The sequence below is a fragment of the Phycisphaeraceae bacterium genome (assembly GCA_019636675.1).
Classification (GTDB): domain Bacteria; phylum Planctomycetota; class Phycisphaerae; order Phycisphaerales; family UBA1924; genus JAHBXC01.
This window is the reverse complement of sequence record JAHBXC010000001.1, coordinates 1,322,788-1,341,419: the sequence shown is the minus strand read 5'-3', so window position 1 is coordinate 1,341,419 and position 18,632 is coordinate 1,322,788. Positions and strand designations below refer to the sequence as shown.

20 protein-coding genes are annotated in these 18,632 nt (G+C 70.2%); 4 read left to right on the top strand and 16 right to left on the bottom strand.

The genetic code is table 11. The features are described 5' to 3' along the window. Nucleotides 1–53: 53 nt before the first annotated feature. The 12 genes from KF684_05805 to KF684_05750 all read right to left on the bottom strand — a co-directional run bounded on the left by KF684_05805 (nucleotide 54) and on the right by KF684_05750 (nucleotide 12,304). Nucleotides 54–932, bottom strand: a complete 879-nt coding sequence (locus KF684_05805) for a hypothetical protein (GenBank protein MBX3352430.1) — start codon at nucleotides 930–932, stop codon at nucleotides 54–56. A 228-nt stretch (nucleotides 933–1,160) separates the two neighbouring features. Then, nucleotides 1,161–1,397: a hypothetical protein gene (locus tag KF684_05800; GenBank protein ID MBX3352429.1), complete on the bottom strand. Its 237-nt coding sequence runs from the start codon at nucleotides 1,395–1,397 to the stop codon at nucleotides 1,161–1,163. Between the two features lie 36 nt (nucleotides 1,398–1,433). After that, nucleotides 1,434–2,108: a thermonuclease family protein gene (locus KF684_05795; GenBank protein ID MBX3352428.1), complete on the bottom strand. Its 675-nt coding sequence runs from the start codon at nucleotides 2,106–2,108 to the stop codon at nucleotides 1,434–1,436. Next, nucleotides 2,098–2,841, bottom strand: coding sequence for a hypothetical protein (locus KF684_05790; GenBank protein MBX3352427.1), 744 nt, complete (start codon nucleotides 2,839–2,841; stop codon nucleotides 2,098–2,100). The genes KF684_05795 and KF684_05790 overlap by 11 nt, the downstream gene beginning before the upstream one ends. A 26-nt stretch (nucleotides 2,842–2,867) precedes the next feature. Continuing rightward, a complete protein-coding gene (locus tag KF684_05785; GenBank protein MBX3352426.1) occupies nucleotides 2,868–3,464 on the bottom strand; it encodes a hypothetical protein in 597 nt (198 codons plus the stop codon). A gap of 62 nt (nucleotides 3,465–3,526) precedes the next feature. Continuing rightward, on the bottom strand, nucleotides 3,527–3,922 hold the full coding sequence (locus tag KF684_05780; GenBank protein MBX3352425.1) for a DUF393 domain-containing protein: 396 nt from the start codon (nucleotides 3,920–3,922) through the stop codon (nucleotides 3,527–3,529). Further along, the gene (locus KF684_05775; protein MBX3352424.1) at nucleotides 3,915–5,408 is read right to left on the bottom strand and encodes an aminotransferase class V-fold PLP-dependent enzyme; all 1,494 of its coding nucleotides are present in this window, start codon (nucleotides 5,406–5,408) and stop codon (nucleotides 3,915–3,917) included. Before KF684_05775 ends, KF684_05780 begins: the two co-directional genes overlap by 8 nt. Before the next feature lie 43 nt (nucleotides 5,409–5,451). Further along, nucleotides 5,452–7,173 (bottom strand): M3 family oligoendopeptidase, encoded by a 1,722-nt coding sequence (locus tag KF684_05770; GenBank protein MBX3352423.1) that lies wholly within the window; start codon nucleotides 7,171–7,173, stop codon nucleotides 5,452–5,454. Between the two features lie 105 nt (nucleotides 7,174–7,278). After that, complete coding sequence (locus KF684_05765) at nucleotides 7,279–8,589, bottom strand: hypothetical protein (GenBank protein MBX3352422.1); 1,311 nt, start codon at nucleotides 8,587–8,589, stop codon at nucleotides 7,279–7,281. 74 nt (nucleotides 8,590–8,663) lie between these two features. Continuing rightward, a complete protein-coding gene (locus tag KF684_05760) occupies nucleotides 8,664–10,094 on the bottom strand; it encodes a hypothetical protein (GenBank protein ID MBX3352421.1) in 1,431 nt (476 codons plus the stop codon). 203 nt (nucleotides 10,095–10,297) lie between these two features. Continuing rightward, the gene (locus KF684_05755; GenBank protein ID MBX3352420.1) at nucleotides 10,298–11,566 is read right to left on the bottom strand and encodes a CCA tRNA nucleotidyltransferase; all 1,269 of its coding nucleotides are present in this window, start codon (nucleotides 11,564–11,566) and stop codon (nucleotides 10,298–10,300) included. 96 nt (nucleotides 11,567–11,662) lie between these two features. Continuing rightward, nucleotides 11,663–12,304, bottom strand: a complete 642-nt coding sequence (locus KF684_05750) for an RsmD family RNA methyltransferase (protein ID MBX3352419.1) — start codon at nucleotides 12,302–12,304, stop codon at nucleotides 11,663–11,665. 137 nt (nucleotides 12,305–12,441) lie between these two features. On the opposite strand from KF684_05750, the gene KF684_05745 reads away from it, so the two are divergent. The 4 genes from KF684_05745 to KF684_05730 all read left to right on the top strand — a co-directional run bounded on the left by KF684_05745 (nucleotide 12,442) and on the right by KF684_05730 (nucleotide 15,194). Next, nucleotides 12,442–12,750, top strand: coding sequence for a hypothetical protein (locus KF684_05745; protein ID MBX3352418.1), 309 nt, complete (start codon nucleotides 12,442–12,444; stop codon nucleotides 12,748–12,750). Nucleotides 12,751–12,790: 40 nt separating this feature from the next. Continuing rightward, nucleotides 12,791–13,213, top strand: a complete 423-nt coding sequence (locus tag KF684_05740; protein MBX3352417.1) for a DUF2752 domain-containing protein — start codon at nucleotides 12,791–12,793, stop codon at nucleotides 13,211–13,213. 102 nt (nucleotides 13,214–13,315) lie between these two features. Continuing rightward, nucleotides 13,316–14,683, top strand: coding sequence for a hypothetical protein (locus KF684_05735; protein MBX3352416.1), 1,368 nt, complete (start codon nucleotides 13,316–13,318; stop codon nucleotides 14,681–14,683). A gap of 34 nt (nucleotides 14,684–14,717) precedes the next feature. Then, the gene (locus KF684_05730; GenBank protein ID MBX3352415.1) at nucleotides 14,718–15,194 is read left to right on the top strand and encodes a DinB family protein; all 477 of its coding nucleotides are present in this window, start codon (nucleotides 14,718–14,720) and stop codon (nucleotides 15,192–15,194) included. Nucleotides 15,195–15,293: 99 nt separating this feature from the next. On the opposite strand, the gene KF684_05725 is transcribed toward KF684_05730, so the two are convergent. The 4 genes from KF684_05725 to KF684_05710 form a co-directional block, all read right to left on the bottom strand. After that, a complete protein-coding gene (locus tag KF684_05725; GenBank protein MBX3352414.1) occupies nucleotides 15,294–15,980 on the bottom strand; it encodes a hypothetical protein in 687 nt (228 codons plus the stop codon). A 182-nt stretch (nucleotides 15,981–16,162) separates the two neighbouring features. After that, complete coding sequence (locus KF684_05720) at nucleotides 16,163–16,846, bottom strand: hypothetical protein (GenBank protein MBX3352413.1); 684 nt, start codon at nucleotides 16,844–16,846, stop codon at nucleotides 16,163–16,165. Nucleotides 16,847–17,082: 236 nt separating this feature from the next. Then, nucleotides 17,083–17,766, bottom strand: a complete 684-nt coding sequence (locus tag KF684_05715) for a hypothetical protein (GenBank protein MBX3352412.1) — start codon at nucleotides 17,764–17,766, stop codon at nucleotides 17,083–17,085. Between the two features lie 311 nt (nucleotides 17,767–18,077). Further along, nucleotides 18,078–18,449 carry a hypothetical protein gene (locus KF684_05710; protein ID MBX3352411.1) on the bottom strand — a complete coding sequence of 124 codons (372 nt, stop codon included), beginning with the start codon at nucleotides 18,447–18,449 and terminating at the stop codon, nucleotides 18,078–18,080. Between the last annotated feature and the right edge of the window lie 183 nt (nucleotides 18,450–18,632).

Genomic DNA, 18,632 nt, shown 5'->3' with positions numbered 1-18,632 from the left:
GCAACGGATGCGGCGATTATGCGAGTCAGGTCGCTGAGGGATTCACCACCCGCTCACGCCGACGCCGACTGCTCTTCTGCGGGCGTCTCCGCCGGCTCTTCCGCCGGGGGCACATAGTTGGGCGAGTGCTTCTCCATCTCGAGGATCCACGCCTCGAGGGGGCTGAAGCGCAGCAGGTCGAGTTTGACCTCGCGCGGCTCGCCGGCGGTCTCGTCGAGGCGGAGCGTCACGAAGAACTTGTCCCACTTGCGCTTGTCGACCTCGGCGATCTGCGCCGGGGTGATGGCGCGTCCGCCCGGCATCGTGAGGGTGCGGGTTTCGGGGGCCCAGCGGAACTTCTTTGAGGAGACGCGCGTGAAGAGCACGAGCATCCAGGCGCCGCCGCCGAAGCCGGCGACGACGAAGATCCACTGCGAGGGGATGTCGAAGGCGGAAAGGGGCTTGGGTGGCGTCCGTGTGTCCCAGGCGGCGGAGAGGGTCTGGAGCCGCTCGGTGGGGTTCTCGAAGCGGGTGTGGCGCGGGTCGAGCCGGCCGACGCGTCCGAGGGAGGTGAGCCACTGGATCCTGGCGAGCTCGGCCTGGGCGATGAGGGTCGAGGTGGTGGCGTCGCCGCCGGTTGCTCGGGACTGGATGTCGCGTTCGCGTGCGCGCAGAGTGGTGAGTTCGTTGCGCGGGTTCTCGACGCTGGCGCGCAGGAGGAGCCCGGCGCGCTGGGAGGCCTCGAGGTATTCCTTCTCTCGGTACTCGGCGTCGGCGAGGCCTCGGTTGGGGTAGGCGATGGTGGCGTCGTAGAGCCCCCAGAAGCCGAAGGCGACGAGGACGGTGAAGAAGATGCCCATCTTGATCAGCCAGCCGCGGTTGAGGCGCGTCTCGGTCTGCTGAAGTGGGTCTGCCTGGGGGGCGTCGGTGGTGGGGGCGTTGTCGGTGCTCATCGCGTCGCTCGTTCTCGGACCAGGGCGTCTGGGGCCCTGCAGATGGCGTGTGTGTGAGCCGTCATCGGCCCGATTCCTCGCCCGCTTGGGGGGCTGGGAGGGGAGTGGCGTTCGGAGAATACCCCAGCGAAGCGGGAGCGTCCCGCCCGGGGCGAGGAAGGACGCGAAATCCCTGGGCGGCGTCGGGGGCCTCGGCCGGGGACCGGGGGGCCGGGGGGCCGGGGGCGGTCACCACTTCAGCGGGATGCGCGAGAACGCATCTTCCCACCACGCCCACGCGATCCAGCGGCCGAGCGGGTGCTTGCGAAGGAACACCCACCCGCCCGAGCGCACCGGGCGAACCGGGATCCGCGGCAGGTCGCTCTCGCGCTGGGTCATCGCCCAGGTCAGCCAGACGCTGGTGTGACGGCGCGCGAGCTCGCCCTTCTCCAGCATCCTTGCGCGGTTGTGGAACGAGATGCCCATCAATGAATCGTACCGGCCGCCGGGGCGCCGGGCTGCTCACGGCGGGTCTGCGGACCCGGCGCTCCAGATCCCCCTCGACGCGCGGCGCGCCTGGGTCTGCGCGTTCTCGAAGCGTTCGCTGTCGCGATGGGGCCAGCGCCCCTCGGCACGCGCGAGCCCCTCGCGCACCAGCGCGAGCGCGACCGACTCGTCGTCGATCTCCAGGTGGGCGAGCAGGCGCCCGTAGCGGTCGCGGCTGCGCGACGGCTCGAGGCGCAGCGTGACCGTGCGCCCCTCGACGAGCGCGCGCAGGCGCTCGGCGGCGTCGGTCGCGAAGGGCTCGGCCCGGGCGCCGTCGCGCGCCAGCTCGGGCGCGTCGATCCCCCACAGGCGCACGCGCGTGCCGGGGCGAGCGCGGTCGCGCGCGTCCGGGATCGCGACGATGACGGTGTCGCCGTCGACGACGCGCTCGACGATCGCCGTGGAGGCGTGGTAGACGCGCGCGTCGTCGGTGGGCGCGAGCAGCAGCCCGGTTCGATCGGCGATGAGGAGCGCGCCGAGCACGACGAAGATCGCGACGGTGAGCCAGGCGGTGCGTGCGCGAGCGCGCGCGTCGGGGCGTCGGTGGCGCGGGCGGCCGGAGGCGGCGCGTTCGATGTCGCGCGCGAGGCGCGAGGACCGGCGCGACAGGCGCCGCGCATCGCGCGCGATCCGGCCCGGGTCAGTCGTCATCGTCGTCGCGGTCCCGCTCGTCGTCGTCGGGGGTGGGCGGCTTGACGCGCCGGCGCGAGTCGGTGTCGTCCTTGGCGGTCTGCGCGACGGCGCACGCCTCGGCGAGCGCGTCGTAGACCGCCTCGCACTCGGGCAGCGTGCCGAGCCGGTCGACGAGCTGGTTGACGCGCGTCTCGGGGGCGCTCGCGTCGACGGAATCGACGGCGGCGGCGCCCAGCGACTCGAGCGCGCCCATGATCCACGCCGGCGTGGGAGAGCCCTTCACCGGGTCGATCCGTGCGCGGACCGTCGCCGGCCCGACCATCACGACGGGCCAGTGCCCGCTGCGCGTCTCGGGCTCGCGAACGACGACGATGGTCGCGACGCGCGCCGCGCGGGCGCGATCGCGCAGGTTCCTGCCGTCGATGCCGACCGCCGGGGGCTCGACGAGCCACAGCCCCGGCTCGGGGGTGTCTGTTTCGGGCACGGCGTCGACGCGATAGATCTTCCGGGCGCGCAGCGCCTCGTCGCGGATCGACAGGCGCGCCTCGCGCAGCGTGGGCAGCGCCTGCGCCATCGCGCGATAATCGCGACGCGCATGCGCCTCGATGAGGGCGCGAGACGCGAGCCGCTCGGCCTCGTAGGCGTCGTTGCGGCGCATCGCGTCGCCGGCCTGCACAAGCGCCTCCTCGGCGCCGTTCGCACGCTTCGGCTTGCGTTTGGTCGACTCTCGACCAGAGGTCGATTCACTCACGGCTCGTATTCCTTGCTGCACGCGCGTCAGCGCGAGAGCGATGACGACAGCGACTCGAACTTCGCGGACCAGCGCTCCGCCTGCTCGCACAGGTCGAACTCCAGCTCGTCGGCCAGCGTCGACCAGTCGTGCGACTCGACCGCGCGGACCACGGCGCGAAGACGCTCCGACAGCGACACCACCAGATCGGCCACGACATCGTCCTGGTTCAGGTCGATCGCCACCATCGCCGAGCCCTGCTCAAGCGCCTGGCGGACGGCGTCCCACACCTCGAACACCTCGCCCAGCAGGCGCGTCGCCTGCTCGCCCTGCCCGGTCTGGATCCGCTTCGCGATGGACTGCTGCGTGTCGATCAGGTCGTTGAGCGCCCCGGCGGCGTCGCGGAAGGTCGTCGCCACCAGGTCGCGCGGGTCGGCCGAGATCAGGCGCAGCTCGCTCGCGTTCGACGGGCGCGACAGGGCCTCGGCGTCCGAGAGGTCGTCGGGTGGCGTCGGCACGCCGTCCGCGAGCACCTCGACGATCACGCGCCCGCGCGATTCCGCCTCGGCGCGCCCGTGGTCCAGCGCTTCGCCCAGAGTCCCGGCGTCGGTCAGCAGCGGCGCGTCGTCAAGAAGTACTCTCATCACGTCCGATCATCGGCTCAACCGGTCCGCGACGCAACCCGGATTCTCTGACCCCGGCGCTTTCAAGCCCCCTCACCCCCGGAATCGGAGCCGGGGTGGATCGTGCAGGCGTCCCTCGCGCGCCCGGCGGCGACCCGCCCGTACACCCACTCCCCAGCGTGGCTGATCCCCGGCAGATACATCAGCAGCGCCGGCAGAAACCCCAGCGGCGTCTGCAGCAGCGCGCGGCGCATCGCCGGGTACCCCACCAATGCCGCCCCGGCGCGCGTGCGCATCGGGAGCCCGCGCATCGCCGCGTCGGGCGACACCGGCAGCTCGCCCGGGGGCGTGCGCGTCATGTCCTCGAAGGCCAGGCGCCCCAGCCAGTCGAGCCGGCGCAGCGCGCGGGTGCTCCGACGGCACATGCCGCAGGCGCCGTCGTAGTACAGCGTGTCGTGCCGGGGCAGGCGTTCAGACATTCCCGGCCTCTCGAGCGATGATCGCCCAGGTGCGTCGGATGTCTTCCTCGCCCACGCCGACGGCGCCGATCGCCATGCGGATCGTGTAGCGGCTCTCGCTCGTCTCCGGGTCGGGCAGCACGGTGTGCGACAGGAACGCCTCGCGCGTCGCGTTCACGCGCTCCATGAGCGCCTTACTGCGCGCGTCGGCGCCCTTGAGCCGGAAGGTCACCAGACTCAGGCAGCGGTCCGCCGGGCGCTCGAAGCGGTCGTCGGCGTCGACGAGGCCCTCGAGCAGCTCGCCCAGACGCACGTGCTCGCGGATGTAGGAACGCAGGCCCTCGACGCCGTAGTGGCGCAGCACGAACCAGAGCTTCAGCGAGCGGAAGCGCCGACCCAGGGGGATCTGCCAGTCGCGGTAATCGATCACGCTCCCGGCGTCGCTCGCCGCGTTGCGCAGGTACTCGGGCGTGATCGAGAGCGCGTCGATGATCGCCTCGCGGCTCTCGACCCACAGCGTGGAGCAGTCGAAGGTGGTCAGCAGCCACTTGTGCGGGTTGAACACATACGAGTCGGCGAGGTCGAGACCGTCGTTCAGCACGGGCCGGAACTCCGGGCAGACGCTCGCGGCGCCGGCGTAGGCGGCGTCGACATGCAGCCACGCGCCCCTCTCGCGGCAGATCGTTCCGATCGCGCGAACCGGGTCGATCGCGCCCGACGAGGTCGTGCCTACCGTCGCGCAGACGAACACCGGCGTGAGCCCGCGTTCGGTGTCCTCGCGCATCATGCGCGCCAGCGCGTCGGGGTCCATCGAGAAATCGGCGCGCGTGGGGACGAGCCGCAGGTTGCGCTCGGCGATGCCGGCGACGCGAGCGTCCTTCGCGATCGACGAGTGCGCCTGCGTGCTCGTGTACACGGTCATCGCGTCGATCGACAACCCGGGGAGCGCTCGCGCTGCGCGAGCCCTCGCCGCGAGCAGGCAGACGAGCGAGGACTCGCTCGCGGTGCCCTGGATCACGCCCCCGCCGCGCAGCGTGCGCCCGTCGCGGGTGGTCTGCGCGTCGGATCGGAACTTGTCGGGCAAACCCAGGATGTCCGCCAGCCAGTCGAGGACGCGGGTCTCGATCTCGGTGACCGCAGGGCTGGTGCTCCACATCATGCCCTGCGCGTTGAGGGCGCTGGAGACCATGTCGGCGAGGATCGCGGGCCCGGTCGTGTTGCAGGGGAAGTACCCGAAGAAGCGCGGGCTCTGCCAGTGCGTGATGCCGGGCAGCACGACGCGCTCGAGGTCGGCGAGGATCGTGTCCCAGCCCTCGCCCTTCGCCGGCGCGTGGCCGGGCAGCATCGAGGCGACTTGACCGGGCTCGACGCCGGCGCGCACCGGCAGGCCTTTCACGCGGTCCATGTAGTCGGCGATCCAGTCGACGACGCGCCGCCCGACCTCGCGGAACTGGTCGGGCGTCATGTGGGGGACGGGCGTGGGCGATGGGGTCGGGGGCGTGGTCATCGCGGATTGTTCACCCGCCGCGCACCCCACGCTTTCCGACGGTTCACTCCGGCAGCTTCGCGAGCTCCTCGCGGGCGGCGGCCATGAGGCGCTCGACCGTCGCCGACGAGAAATCGAACCGGGCGCCCGCGCTCTCGAACAGCGCCGGCAGCGGGCGGCTCCCCCCCAGCGCGAGCCCGCGGCAATACCCGTCGAGTGCCGCGTCGAGCCCCTTGTCGAGCATGATCCGCCAGAGCTGGAGCGCGCCGAGCTGAGCGATGCCGTACTCGATGTAGTACATCGGCACCGTGAAGATGTGCAGCTGGCGGTGCCACAGGGTCTCGAGCTGGCGCTCGAGCCCCGACCAGTCGACCTCGTGCCCGAAGCGGCGCATGAGGCCCAGCCACGCGTCCGTGCGCTCGCGCCGGGTGTGCCCGGGGTGCTCGTAGATCCACAACTGGAACGCGTCGATGGTCGCGATCCAGGGCAGGATGCTCACCACGCCCAGCAGCTGGTCGCGCCAGGCGCGCGTCAGGTCGCTCGCGTCGGGGTAGAACTCGCGCCAGCGAGGCATCGAGAGCATCTCCATCCCCATCGACGCGACCTCGGCGAACTCGATCGGCGCGTGCCGGTAGTGGACCAGCGGGTCGCGCTCGCTCAGCATCGAATGGAACGCGTGCCCCGCCTCGTGGATCATCGTGCGCACGTCGCCGTGCAGGCCGGCGGCGTTCATGAAGATGAACGGCTCGCGCGAGAAGTCGCGCACGTACTGGTACCCGCCGGGCGCCTTGCCCTTGCGAGACGCCAGATCGAGGCAGTCTCCCTCGCGCAGTCGGGCGAACAACGCGCCGAGACCCGATCCCATCCCGTCGAACAGACGCTGGCACTTCTCCGTCAGCTCTTCCGCGGTCTGGAAGGGGCGGAGCGGCTCCCGGCCCAGCGTGTCCACCGACAGGTCCCACGGGCGCAGACGCCCCACGCCAAGACGCTCGGCGCGCTCGCGGTCGAGCGTGCGCACCAGAGGCACGCAGTGCTTTTCGATCGAGTCATGGAACGCGCGGCAGTCGGCAGGCGTGTAGTCGAAGCGGTGCTTGGCGCGGAAGGCGTAGCCGATGTACGACGACTCGCCCGCGTTGCGAGCCAGCGCGGCGCGCTTCTCGAGCATCTGGTCGAACAGCGCTTCGAGCGCGTCGGCGTCGCGCATACGGCGCTCGGCGACGGCGCGCCACGCGCGTTCACGCAGTTCGCGCTCTGTCCGTTCCTGATAGCGAGCCATCTGGGGCAGCGTCTGCTCCCGACCCTCGAACTCGACGCTCATCGCGCCCATGATCTGCTCGTAGCGCTGGCTCATCTTCGCCAGGTCGGTCTGCAGCGGGACGTTCTCCTCGCGGAAGAGCGCGACGTCGGCGATCGCGTCGCGCGAGATCACGCCGTAGCGGGTCTCGTCGAGCGTGAACCGCTCGTGGAGCGCCACTTGCTTGCGGTCGAGGTCGAACCCGATCGTCTTGAGCAGGGGAGAGACCGTCTCGATGAACCGCGTATACGCAGCGGTGGACTCGGCGTCCTCGGTGTTGCGCGTGGTGGCGATGTAGAGGTTCGCTTCGGCCTCGGAGCAGGCGGCGTCGAAGTCGGATCGCTCCTCGAGCCAGCGCACGAAGTCGTCGGCCGACACGACGGGCCGCGACGACAGGCGCGCCGCGTGCTCGCGCACCGCGCCGGGGTCGCGCGCGTCGAAGGGCAGGGGTCGTGCTGCGGGAGACGGGGCGTTGTGGGGTGAGGTGCTCATCGGTGTCCGGGATATCGGCAGGAAGACGGCGCTCGGCGCACGCCGGGAAGAAAAACGGCCCTCGGTGGGAGGGCCGCGTCGGGACGGGCGGGGCTGGTTCGGGGGTCAGCGGTTGCGCGGGCGGGCCATCTCGCGCAGCTCCTCGTCGATCTCTCGCAGGCGCTCGGGGGTCAGACCCATGTAGAACTCCAGCGAGGGCGCACGACGCACCCACGAACGGATCTGCGACAGGTAGCGACGGGCGGCGCCGACGTGGCGGCTGCGCTCGACGTCGTCGCGGGCGGACTGCGCCGCCTGCACCTCGAGCTCGAGGCGCGAGCCCAGCGAGTTGATCTCGACCTGGGCCGCGAACACGTTGTCGCGGAATTCCCTCTGGTAGCGGTCGGCTTCCTGACCGACCTCGACCCACTCGCGGTCGCCCACGATCTGGCGCATCAGTTCTTCCCTGGTGTCGGCGACGCCCTTGGCGAACTTGTAGCGTGTGGCGTCGAGCGAGTTGAAGGTGAGGATGCGCCCCTTGGGGTTGACGATGTACTGGCCGTTCAGGTCGGGGCGCCAGGTGACGACGCCGTTCTCGTCGATGTCGGCCGACAGCTCCTGCTCGACCTGCATCGCGCGCATGACCAGGGGGGAATGCCCGCCGCGCGCCGCGATGCGCTCCATCATGAAGAAGACCTCTTCGAGCTCGCGCCCTTCGACAGCCTGGGCGCGACCGCCCTGCATGAAGAAGCCGGTGGCGGCGCCGAAGTTGCCCTTGCTCATGAAGTAGATGTCTTCGATCGTGTAGGCGGTCATCGCCGCGGCGGAGATAGCGCTCTCGATCCAGGCGACGACCTGATAGTTGGGCTTGATCTTGTCTTCGATCACATCGCTGAGCTTCTCGATCTCGACGAGCGCGCCGCCGCCGGAGTTGAATCGCAGCACGACGATCTGGGGTCGCTGGGCCTCGGGGAGCTTGTTGAGCATCTCGATCGAGCGCTCGAGCGCGTCGGCGTTCATGAAGGGGCCGACCATGTCCTTGTTCGGGGGCTCGCCGAGCGTGACGAAAGCGACGCGGACCGCGCCGTCGGGGATCGCGTCGGGCGAGGGCGTGCGGCGGGGGGCGCGCCGGTTGTCCTGGCCTGCCGGCGCGGGCGCGCCGGCGTCGGCCCGCTCGCTCTCGCGATCGATGGAGCGGATGTCCTCGCGCAGGATCAGGCGCCGGTTCTCGATGGAGCCGATCTTGACGAGGAGGTAGATGAAGCCGTCGCCCTCACGCTCGATGCGTCCCTCGAGGACGGTGCCGTCCTTCAGGGTGACCTTATCGGCCGCGAGCGCGTCGGCGACCGGGGCGAAAGCGATCGCCGCGAGCGCGAGCGTCAGGATCGCCACGGGCGACCGGAGCGCGTCGAGGATCGTTCTGGAGAATCGGGTCATTCGGTCGGACTCCGGGCGAGAGAGGGAGTGAGTCGTGTTCGTGTGCGAGGGCGCGTCGGGGGCGTCGGGGGTGATCAGCGGTTCATGCGCTGCAGCTGGAGGCGCAGCTCGGCGATGCGCACGTCGATCTGGGCGCGCTGCGAGCCGTCTGGGTCGAAGATCTCTTCGAACTGTCCCAGGGTGCTGCGCAGCTGCTGGAGGAGTCGGATCTCCTCGCCGATAGCGCGGCGCGGGTCGCGGGTGTTCCCGCCGCGCTGCGTGTGCGCCTCGAGGTCCTTGAGGGTGCGCTGGATGGTCTCTTCGGCGCGATCCACGCGGGTGGCCCAGTCGCTGAGGATGCGCTGCGAGTCGATCTCGACCTTCTGGAAATCCCGCCCGTAGCCGAGCTGGAACGCGAGGTCCTCGAGGGTGTTGGCGGTGCCCTTGGAGACATTGAGCTGGAGGGCGCGCTCGGCGTTGAGGTTCAGCACGTCGTTGCCGCGCCCGCGCACGATGTCTTCCATCTTGTCCTTGTTGGAGCCCTGCCCGTCGTCGGAGAGGACGATCCAGCCCTCGGAGAGTTCGGCGTCGGTGGGCTGGCGCTGCATGTACTCGATCTCGCCGCCGCGGATGCGGAACGCGAGCCAGTAGTCCTGGCGCGCCATGGCGCGGATGAGTTCGGGGGCGTAGCCGCCCGTGATCGCCAGGCCCTCGGCGTGGCCGAGTCGCAGGGAGATCTGCTTCTCGTTCACGCGCTTGTTGCCCATGTCGAAGCTCTGGAGGGTGCCGATCCCGCCCAGGCGACCGTCGTTCTGGAAATAGATCTCGGGGCTGACGAAGGGCAGGAACGCCGCGCCGCCCTGGGCCTTCTTGATCCAGAAGACCACGCGCTGGCCGTTGGCGATGGCCTGCTCGATCGCCGGCGTCATGCGCTCGATGTTGGCGACGAACAGCCCGTCGAACCCGCCGCGAGACTCGCTGTCCATCTCGATGATGATGACGTCCGGGGACACGGAACGGGCGCGCTCGAACGCCTGGAGCAGCGGCGTCTGGCTCACATCGCGCCCGAACTGGCCCTCGACCTTGAAGTGCGCCACGCGCGGAGCGTCCTCGGCGACATCGCGCCTCGCGTCGCGATCACGGGCGCGATCGCTCTGGCGCGTCGACCCGGGGGCCGCGGCCGGGGCCGGTGGGGCTTCCTGCTCCGCGGCGCCGCGCTGGATCTCCAGCAGCTCGGACTTGGCGTAGGTCGTCACGGTCGAGATCCCGGCGACGACGATCCGCATCTGGATGGTCGTGTCTGTTTCCTCGAGGATCTCGCCCTCGACGGTCCGCCCGTTCCGGAAGACGATCCGGTCGACCACCCTGGCCGCCTCGGCCTTGGCCCCTCGCGCCGGCTGCTGCGCCGACGCCTGGGGGGCGGTCGCGCTCATCGCGCCCACGGCGACCAGAGACGCGGCGGCGATCGCGGTCATCGACCGGAACAGAGAACGGACGGTCAGGATCGGCTGCGTCATGGATCGCATCGGGAACGATCTCCTCGCGTGAGGGGATGGGGCTGGACCGGGGCTTCGACCGGGGATTGGACCGAGGGCGCAGACCACCCCCACGGCCCGGGGCTCTGCATCGCCAAGTATACGGGCGAGCGCTGGACCGGTTCAGCGTGCTCGCGCCCAGCGGCGTGATCTGCTCATCAATAGAACGCGCCCGGGCCGGCGGTGTTCCGGGATCAGCCGTGTTCGCCGGTCGCCAGCACCCGTGCGCACAGGTCGATCGCCTCCTCGCGAGTCCGGATGCGTCCCTCCAGCTGCGCGTCGTAGGCCGCCTCCAGCGCCTGCTTGAACCGAGGGCCGGGCTGGAACCCGCGTTCGACGAGGTCGTCCCCGGTGGTCAGGGGAGTGGGGGCCAGGCCCGAGGGGGTCGCGGCCAGCGCCGCGACATCGGCGAGGACCGTCGCCGCCAGCGCGCCGTCGCGCCCCGAGACGACGCACAGGGCGCCGGTGAACGCCTGGCGCGACGCGAGCCGCTTGCGCCCCGCGACGCTGCGCGCCGCCCATCCCTCGGCGATCTCTCGCGTGAGCGCGAGTGTGTCGCGCAGGCAATCGCGCTCGTCGTTGCTCAGGCACAGCGCGGCGCGCAGGCGCGAGGGGGTCTGGGCAAGGGCGCGATCCAGGGCAAGCGCGTCGAGCCCCTGGCCCGACGCGTGCACGCGATCGACCACCCACGCGCCAAGGCACGCGCCGAAGGGCGCGTCGCCGGGCATCGCGCGGAGCGACGACAGGTGCGCCGGCCGGCTCGACTCGTCGAGCGTCGGCCCGTCGAGGCGCAGACGCTGGAGCAGTTCGGCCGCTGCGGCGCGCGTGGGGTGGGTGAGCATCTTGCGCAGCTCGTCGCCCACGCGCTCGCGCGACACGCCGGCGAGTTGCGTCGCGTGGCGCGAGATCGCCTCGCCGGTCGCGGGCTCGATCGTGAATCCGAGGCGGGCCGCGAGGCGCACGCCGCGCAGCGCGCGCAGGTGGTCTTCGGAGAGGCGCGCGTCCGGGTCGCCCACGGCGCGGATAACTTTGCGGTTCAGGTCGTCGAGCCCGCCCACCAGGTCCAGCACGCGCCCTCGCGGGTCGTCGCGCGTGTCGAGCGGGTCGAGGAACAGCGCGTTGATCGTGTAGTCGCGCCGCTTCGCGTCGGCGTTCGCGTCGCTGAAGCGCACCTCGTCGGGGCGCCGGCTGTCGGAATACCCGGATTCCTCGCGGAAGGTCGCGACCTCGACCGTGATGTCCTGCTCGCGCACGAGCATGACGCCGAACGAGACGCCCACCTCGTTGACGCGCCGGAAGAGCGGGCGCACCTCGTCGGGCGTCGCGCTGGTCGCCACGTCGTAATCCTTGGGCGACAGCCCCAGCAGTTCGTCGCGCACGCACCCGCCCGCGAAATACGCGACATGCCCGGCGTCGCGCAGACGCGCGACGATCCGCGTCGCGAACTCTCGGGGCGTGCTCATGCGGGGGCAGTGTACCGCGTCACGCAGGCATCAGACCCAGACCCCACTGCCTCTTCCTGCTTCCTATTGCCCATTGCCCATTGCCCATTGCCTTCTCTACTCCGCCTCGTCCTCGACATAATCCACCGGCGCGCGTTCGTCGGCGTGCGGCACGCCGGCCTTCGCGTAGAGGTGGATCGCCGTCGTCCCGTACGCGTGCGTCTCGGGACCCTCCGCGTCGTCGATCTTCAGCGAGGGCGTCGTCTTGTCCGCCAGGATCATGGGCCAGGGCGTGCGCAGCACCAGGAACCCGTCGTCGTCGAGCAGCCGGATCAGTCGCGACGCCTGCGCGAACACCCTCTGGCGACCGATCTCGGTTTCCATCAGCGCGTACGGCGGGTCCATGAACACCAGATGCAGCGGGCGCGGCGCGCTCGCCACGATCGACGCGCCCAGCGCGTCGCCCGAGATCACGCGGCAGCGGTCCCCCACGCCAAGCTCGGCGATGTTCTCGCCGATCACCCGGGCCGAGGCGCGTTCCTTCTCGACGAAGACGCATTCTCTCGCGCCGCGCGAGACCGCCTCCAGCCCGATCGCGCCGCTCCCGGCGAACAGGTCCAGCACCCCGGCGTCGTCGTAGTGCCCTCGCAGCAGAGTGAACAACGCCTCCTTGACCATCGCTGGCATGGGACGCGCCGCCGCCGTGTCGGGCGGGGACTTCAGTTTCCGCGAGCGGTGCTCGCCTCCGATGATCCGCATGGGCGAAGGGTAGGGGGCAGGCGCTCGACCCAGGCCGTCGCCCATACCCCCTTGCGAGGGGGGGGCTCTTGAGGTAGGTTCACCAGAGTCCGCGCCGCGCCTGGTCGGCCGGCGCGACACCGTTCAGGAGTCGCCGCGTGAACCAATATTCTCACTCTCCAGCCGGGATGCGCCCCCATCGCGGCGTGCTTGTGCTCGTCTTCGGCATCCTCGGGCTCGTCCTCTGCTTCCTCTTCGGGATCGCCGCCTGGGTCATGGGCGGCGCCGACCTGCGCCAGATGGACGCCGGGCACATGGACCCCGAGGGCAGAGGCCTCACGCAGGCCGGGAAGATCTGCGGCATCATCGCCGTCGTGCTCCAGCTCATCGGGATCGTTTTCGTGGCGGTCTTCTTCGGACTTGCCATCCTGGGCGCCATCGCCGGCGCCGCAAGCCAGGGGCCGTGACCGCGACGACCCCACGCCCGTGCTCGCCGGGTGACCGATGATGCGTGTGCGCCTCGAACGCGTGGATCGAGCCGTCGGCCTTCCGTGGTTCGGGGTCGTTGCGCTCGGGCTCTGGACCATCCTCGTCGGCGCAGGAGTTCTCCTCACCGCGTGGGGATGGATTGACCCTTCGCGCGCCCCGGCGCTGTGCCTCTTCAAGCGCGTGACCGAGGTCCCCTGCGCGACCTGCGGCGGGACGCGCATGGCAGCCGCCGCGCTGCGAGGCGACCCGCTCGACGCGATCCTCATCAACCCGTTCCTCGCCGTCGCGCTCGCGTGGCTTGCCGGGTGGCTTGTGCTCCGGCTCGGGCTCGGGAGGCGCCTCGTCGTCGACGCGCCGGGCTGGCTGCGCGTCGGCGCGTGGGCCTTCGTGGTCGGGGCGTTTCTGGGCAACTGGGCGATGCTGATTCTCCGGGGCGTGTGAAAAACACGCACCGTGCGTGTCGGGCGTCGCCGGCCCACGCCGGATTGATCCCCGGCCGGCGCGCCCGTTCTGCGCCGGGTCGCCCTTTGGAGATTCAGCAGCATGGCTCTCACGCGTCGCATCGTTCCGGCTGGGTTTCTCGGACTGTCGCATGTCCTGATGGCTTCGGCGGGCGCCGGGACCATCTATGTAGAGGCATCCGCGCCCGCCGGGGGCAACGGCGCCTCGTGGGCGACCGCCTACGCCGAACTGGCCGACGCGCTCGGCGCGGCCCAGGACGGCGATGTCCTCCTCGTCGCGCAAGGCAATTACCTCCCCGACCCGGCGCGGCTCGATCGCCTCAGGTCCTTCTCCCCACGCTCGGGCGTCACGGTCCGCGGCGGCTATCGAGGACTGGCCGGGGGCGGGAACCCGAACGACCGCGACCCGCGCGCCTTCGTCACCGTGCTCAACGGCGATCTCAACGGCGACGACGGCGATGACTTCACCAACCGCGACGACAACTCCGTCAATGTCGTGTTCCTCCGCAATGTCGAGCGCGTCGTGATCGAGGGCCTCACCATCCGGGGCGGGCGCGCCAATGTCGACTTCCGGCGCGACGGCGGCGGGCTCAACGCCGCGTTCTCCAAGTTCGTCGTGCGCGACTGCGTCTTCAGCGAGAACCAGTGCGAGTGGTACGGCGGGGGCATCGCGCTGCTCAACTCCTTCGCAGGCGAGATCGACATCATCAACACCTTCTTCGTGTACAACGCCGCCGGGCGCCTGGGCGGCGCGGTCGCGACCTACACCACCTCGCCCCGCTTCATCAACTGCTACATCGGCAACAACGTCGCCGCTTCGGGCGGGGGGTTCTACGTCAACCAGAACTGCGAGATCACCAACTGCACGATCGTGCACAACATCGTCGTCGCGTCGGGCGGGGGAGTGGGCGCCGGGCTCTACAACAACGGCGGGGTCCCGGTCGTCTCCAACTCGATCATCCGCGATAACACCGGGACCTCGGAGCTCCGCCAGTTCTGGAACCAGGGCTCCGGCGTCATCACCGTGCGCAACAGCACCATCAGCGGGCTCAACATCTACGCCGGGAACGGCAACGTGAACCTGCCGGCGAACTTCGCGAACCTCGCCGGGCCAGACGGGTTCATCGGGACCCGCGACGACCAGCCACGCCTTCCCCCCGGCTCGCCCCTCATCGGGCTGGGCGACAACGCGCTCGTCGCGCCCGGTGTCGCGACCGACCTGTTCGGCGGGCCGCGCGTCGTGGGCGATTCCGTCGATATCGGGGCCGACGAGTTCGGCTGCGTTGGCGACGCGAACGCCGACGGCGTGATCAACTTCGCCGACCTGAATGTCGTGCTGAGCAGTTTCGGGCTCACGACGGACCAGGGCGACCTGAACGCCGACGGCGTGGTGAACTTCAGCGATCTGAACCTGGTCCTGAGCGCGTTCGGCGCGTCGTGCGGGTGGTGACGAACCCGGGCCCGGCGCCGCCGTACGCTTGGGCATGGACAGAACACTCATCGACCGTTTCGAGCGGGGCGGGCCCGCGCTTCGCGCCGCGATCCAGGGGCTGACCGAGGACGACCTGCGCGCCAAGCCGGGCCCGGGCGCGTGGAGCATCCGGGAGCTGGTGATCCACCTGCTCGACAGCGACCTGGTCGCGCACGACCGGATGCGCCGCATCGCTGCGATGGAGAAGCCCCTGCTGATCGGCTACGACGAGAACGCGTATGTCGCGAAGCAGCCCTACGACGCGCTCGACTTGGACCTCGTGTGCGAGGTGTTCGAGTGCTCGCGGCGCCTGATGGCCCAGCACCTGCGCGCGCTGCCCGACGCGGCGTTCGCGCGCGAGGGCGTGCACAACGAGCGCGGCATCGTCACCCTCCTCGAACTCCTCGAGGGCTATGTCTGGCATGTCGAGCACCACCTCGGCTTCGCGCGCCAGAAACGCGAGCGCCTCGGCAAGCCGATGAGCCCCTGACGCAAAGCCCCCCTCATAAAGCGCCCGCGCCGCGTTCCCGCGGCGCGGGGCTCTCCATCGATCATGCGCCGCCTCTCCCTCGCGGCGCGCGCCGATCCGTTACGGAACGCTCGGAGGGGGGCAGACCGTCCCGAAGGCGCCCAGCACCTCGTTGAGGTCGGCGAAGTCCACCACGCCGTCGCCGTTCACGTCGCCGCGACAGCTCGGGCACGGGCGCCCGGGCGCGAACGCCGGCAGCGTCACAGACTCGCCCCCGGTCAGGTAGATCGTCACGAACCCGTCGTCGTTGACCTCGGTCGCGTCGGTGAACGCGAGGAAGATGCGCGACTCGGCGCCCGAGAAGAACGGGGGCGTCAGGAAGTCGTAATTGATGATCGAACCCGACCCGTTGCGATCCGCGAAGTTCGGCATCGCCAGGCCAACGCTGTCGGTCATCCAGTTCGCGTCGACCGCGACGCCCGTGAACGGCTCGGCCTCGACGCGCGCCACCACGCCGTTGAGCCCCGACACCGTGTTGCGGATCGCGTAGTAAAACCCGAGCGTGTTCGTCGCGTTGGAGCGGCGCACGATCTGCACCAGCTCGCCCTGGAACAGCAGCGCGCCGCCCCCGCTGAAGATCTGGAAGGGCTGCGTCGCGCTCGCGACCGCCGGGCCCACCAGCACGGGCTGGCCCGCGAAACTCGTGCCGGGGAGGAAGACATCGTTCGAGCCGGGGGGCAGCGGGGCGGCGTGCGCCGACGCGCCGGCGACGCACAGCAGCGCGAGGGTGATGCTGAATCTCTTCATGGTTCTGATCTCCGTGGGTGTGTGTACCTTGCCACACAACCACGCGTGAACGCGTCGCGAAACGCGACACGGAGTTCATGAGAAAATCGCCGGTCGCGCACGCAAGGCACGGCCGGCGAAACGGTTGGATCTTCAAGATCACCGACAAAAAATGCTTCGCCCGCTCGGCGCCCCGTCGTTGCTCACGGGCACGCGTTGCCGAAGCTCGTCAGCACGCTGTTCAGGTCGGCGAAGTTAATCACGCCGTCGCCGTTCACGTCGTTCGGGCAATCGGTGAGCGCCGGGATGTGCACGCCGCCGAATATGGCCGACTCGCCGGTGTTCAGCACGACGCGCACGATCCCCGTCTCGGTGAACGCCGCCCCGTTGCTGTGGACATGGAAGTAGCGAGATTCGAGGCCGGGCGTCAGCAGGGGGTTCGAGAAGATAAAGCTGATCTGCGCGCCCGTCGTGTGGACCCGCGACGCGAGGTTGGGCCCGATGACGCCGATGCCGTCGGTGCGGTACTCGACATTCGTCTGCAGCCCGGCGAACCCGAGGATGTCGACGCGCGCGACGCGCCGATCCCCAACCGCCTGCATGTCGCGCAGCCGGTACCGAACGCGGGTCGTCCCCAGAATGTCGGACCGGCGCGGCTCGGAAGTGAAGACGCCCTGGAACACCGGGACCCCCCCGTTGTCCAGCACCGTGAAGGGGAAGGCGCTCGCGCCGTCGGCGTTCACACCCACAAGCCACGGCTCCGCGGCGGCGGTCGTTCCGTTCAGGTTCACCACATCGCCCGGCTGGACAGGCACGGCCAGCGCCGACGGGCCGGCCAGCGCGGCGACACAGGACAGGACGGGCAGCATCATCGGGTTCAGTCGCATCGGGGTATCTCCTTGTCCGAAGACGCGGAAGCAGCGCCCCGATCACGCCACGAGATACAACAAACCCGGTTCTCGGAGCCCAGGGCCCAAAACAGAGCCGCGGGCGGCAGCACGCGGCTGGAGATCACCGCCCACCAGCGATCCCGATCCCTCGAAACCGTCCTGACGCACCACGGGAAGGCGTGATCAATGAACCACCGACGCTTCGAGCCGCGTGCTTCCGCCCGCGGCTCTGATCAGGGGCACGCCGTGCCGAAGTTTGTCAGCACGCTGTTGAGATCGGCGAAGTTCACCACGCCGTCGGCGTTGGTGTCGCCGGGGCACGCAATGCTGGGCGCAGGGACGGGGAGGCCGGTGATTTCCACGAGTTCGTTCGTGTTGAGGATGACGCGCGCGATCCCGGTCTGCACGAGCGGGGTTGCGCCCGAGAAGATGTACGAGGAGCGCGAATCCTGGCCGGCCGGGAGGCCGCCCGTGAAGAGGAAGGTCACGGTGTCGCCGTCGAGCGAGCGCCCGGCGAACGACGGGGGAACCGTCCCCGGCTCGAGGTCGCTGCGGAACTCGGCGTCGACCGAGCTCGTGCGCCACCCGGGGATCTGCACCGAGGTGACGGCCCGCCCGGCGACGCCGCTCGTGCCGACCAGCCGGTAGTTCGCGTACTGGACTCCGAATGGCAACGCCTGCACGAAGTCCACCACGAGCGTTCCGGAGAACACGACGGCGTTCGAGGCGTCGCGCACCTCGAAGGGCCGGGAAATCCCGCCCGAGACGCTCCCCTGCAGCCAGGGCGAGAGCGTGGGCGTCGTGCCCTCCAGCGCGAGCGTCTGGCCCGGCTGGAGCACATCGCCCGACGCCGCCCCGCCGATCAGGCCAAGGTGGAACGCAACCACACCGACAACCGCCACGCGATTCAGACGCATCGTGTTCACTCCTCTGCCTCGCGCCCCGGGTCACACCCCGGGTCGCGGCGGGGGGCATTATGACAAGCCGCGCTGATTTGCCAAGTTGGATCCCCCACCCCCCGGCGAGCCCTCGCGCCAGCCCCCCCGGAACCTCCCTCACGCATCACGGGAAGGCGTGATCAACGAACCACCAACGCTTCGAGCCGCGTGCTCCCGCCCGCGGCTCAGATCAGAAAGACAATCCGGATCAGAGCCGCGGGCGGCAGCACGCGGCCGGGGATCACCGACCACCAGCGATCACGATCCCCTCGGAACCGCCCTCGCACGCGTTATCGCGCACGCAGCTGCTCGCCCGACACGCCCAGCAGCCCCACGGTGAACCCCGCGTCCTTCAGGCGGCGCACCGCGCGCTGGTTCACCGCCAGCAGCGTCAGCAGGTTCACCACCGGGATCAGCATCAGCACGGTCACGACGACCGCCCACGCCCAGCCCCCGAGCCGGGCGGTCACCGCCGCGACCATCGCGAGCATCACGAACCAGAGCAGGAAATACAGCCCGGCCACGCCGCCCGCGAACGGGTTGCCGCTGGGCTGGAGCAGGACCGCCGCGAGCGCCGCGATATAGGCGAGAAGCACGACCAGGAGCCAGCGCTGGGCCAGCGCCAGGCCGCGGAGAGATTGGTTTCCTTCGTCGATCGCCACGCGTCGCTCCCTTCACGCAGGTGTCGTCACTCGCTGGTTGGGCAGTTTATTCGCCCGATTTCGCGCCGCCCGGCGCCCCGGGTCGACCCGACCTCGCGGCGACTCACATTCCGATGGAGACTCCAGCCACGAGCATCGGTGAGGCGAGGAGAGGGAGTGCAGAAAGTCAGAGGGCGGGGAGCG

What these genes read in the sequence shown, in the direction of transcription:
- KF684_05805 (MBX3352430.1), bottom strand. Translation starts at nt 932, where the DNA reads ATGAGCACCGACAACGCCCCCACCACCGACGCCCCCCAGGCAGACCCA.
- KF684_05800 (MBX3352429.1), bottom strand. Translation starts at nt 1,397, where the DNA reads ATGGGCATCTCGTTCCACAACCGCGCAAGGATGCTGGAGAAGGGCGAG.
- KF684_05795 (MBX3352428.1), bottom strand. Translation starts at nt 2,108, where the DNA reads ATGACGACTGACCCGGGCCGGATCGCGCGCGATGCGCGGCGCCTGTCG.
- KF684_05785 (MBX3352426.1), bottom strand. Translation starts at nt 3,464, where the DNA reads ATGAGAGTACTTCTTGACGACGCGCCGCTGCTGACCGACGCCGGGACT.
- KF684_05780 (MBX3352425.1), bottom strand. Translation starts at nt 3,922, where the DNA reads ATGTCTGAACGCCTGCCCCGGCACGACACGCTGTACTACGACGGCGCC.
- KF684_05775 (MBX3352424.1), bottom strand. Translation starts at nt 5,408, where the DNA reads ATGACCACGCCCCCGACCCCATCGCCCACGCCCGTCCCCCACATGACG.
- KF684_05770 (MBX3352423.1), bottom strand. Translation starts at nt 7,173, where the DNA reads ATGAGCACCTCACCCCACAACGCCCCGTCTCCCGCAGCACGACCCCTG.
- KF684_05765 (MBX3352422.1), bottom strand. Translation starts at nt 8,589, where the DNA reads ATGACCCGATTCTCCAGAACGATCCTCGACGCGCTCCGGTCGCCCGTG.
- KF684_05760 (MBX3352421.1), bottom strand. Translation starts at nt 10,094, where the DNA reads ATGCGATCCATGACGCAGCCGATCCTGACCGTCCGTTCTCTGTTCCGG.
- KF684_05755 (MBX3352420.1), bottom strand. Translation starts at nt 11,566, where the DNA reads ATGAGCACGCCCCGAGAGTTCGCGACGCGGATCGTCGCGCGTCTGCGC.
- KF684_05750 (MBX3352419.1), bottom strand. Translation starts at nt 12,304, where the DNA reads ATGCGGATCATCGGAGGCGAGCACCGCTCGCGGAAACTGAAGTCCCCG.
- KF684_05740 (MBX3352417.1), top strand. Translation starts at nt 12,791, where the DNA reads ATGCGTGTGCGCCTCGAACGCGTGGATCGAGCCGTCGGCCTTCCGTGG.
- KF684_05735 (MBX3352416.1), top strand. Translation starts at nt 13,316, where the DNA reads ATGGCTCTCACGCGTCGCATCGTTCCGGCTGGGTTTCTCGGACTGTCG.
- KF684_05730 (MBX3352415.1), top strand. Translation starts at nt 14,718, where the DNA reads ATGGACAGAACACTCATCGACCGTTTCGAGCGGGGCGGGCCCGCGCTT.
- KF684_05725 (MBX3352414.1), bottom strand. Translation starts at nt 15,980, where the DNA reads ATGAAGAGATTCAGCATCACCCTCGCGCTGCTGTGCGTCGCCGGCGCG.
- KF684_05720 (MBX3352413.1), bottom strand. Translation starts at nt 16,846, where the DNA reads ATGCGACTGAACCCGATGATGCTGCCCGTCCTGTCCTGTGTCGCCGCG.
- KF684_05715 (MBX3352412.1), bottom strand. Translation starts at nt 17,766, where the DNA reads ATGCGTCTGAATCGCGTGGCGGTTGTCGGTGTGGTTGCGTTCCACCTT.